Raw genomic sequence first — 838 nt, 5'->3', positions numbered from 1 at the left:
GACACTGCAATAATTATATAAACTCTAACACCCAAGGCAAAGAGGTCAGCTTGAATTTCATCGACACGGTCAAACAAAACTTTGACTCTATCCCCACGTCAATAGCGATTCAAGATAATCAAGTCTCGATAAGCTATGCTGAACTCGGGCAGCTTGTTGCAGGAATCAATTCCAGGCTCAAACAGTTGGAGCTAGAACAAGGTAGCTACGTTGGTCTATATTTCGAATCGAAACCCTTGGCGATAGCAAGTATGATCGCGTTGCTGGACTATGGCTGTGCCTACATTCCTCTTGACCCGATCTACCCCAACGATCGATTGGCATACATGCTGGAAAACGCGAATGCGAGCTTTGTGCTATGTGATAGGGTATGTGAATTTGCGCCGAAGTCGACCAAATCAATTAACTTTAGTCAAACATTCCCTACAGAAGAAACCTTAGAACAGGTCCTAGCAAATAAGTCCCAAGCATTTAAGAACTTTGGCATCGATAGCGCTCAACTAGAAGAATCGACTGCTGCCTATTTAATCTATACCTCGGGTTCAACAGGGCGCCCCAAAGGCGTCGCGATGCCCCATGGCCCTCTAAATAAGCTGATCGACTGGCAGAATGCTCATTACAACGAAAACTACGCCCCTAAGACCTTGCAATTTTCCTCGCTCAGTTTTGATGTATCTTTCCAGGAAATCTTTTCTAGCTTATCACTTGGCGCAACGCTATACACTCTTGACCCACTGATCAAACAAGACTTTAAGTCTCTTGCTGAATATATACTCGAACATCAAATCGAACGAATTTTCATGCCTTATGTCGCCTTGAAAAACCTGATGCAATGGTT

1 protein-coding gene is annotated in these 838 nt (G+C 43.9%); it reads left to right on the top strand.

Annotated features, from left to right (window positions below; genetic code table 11):
* Nucleotides 1-50 precede the first annotated feature (50 nt).
* Nucleotides 51-838, top strand: a 788-nt coding sequence (locus tag A3729_RS29750; protein ID WP_197476283.1) for an AMP-binding protein, incomplete at its 3' end; no start/stop codon positions are given.

The sequence above is a fragment of the Oleiphilus sp. HI0043 genome, from assembly GCF_001634935.1.
This window is presented reverse-complemented; position numbering and strand designations above follow the sequence as displayed.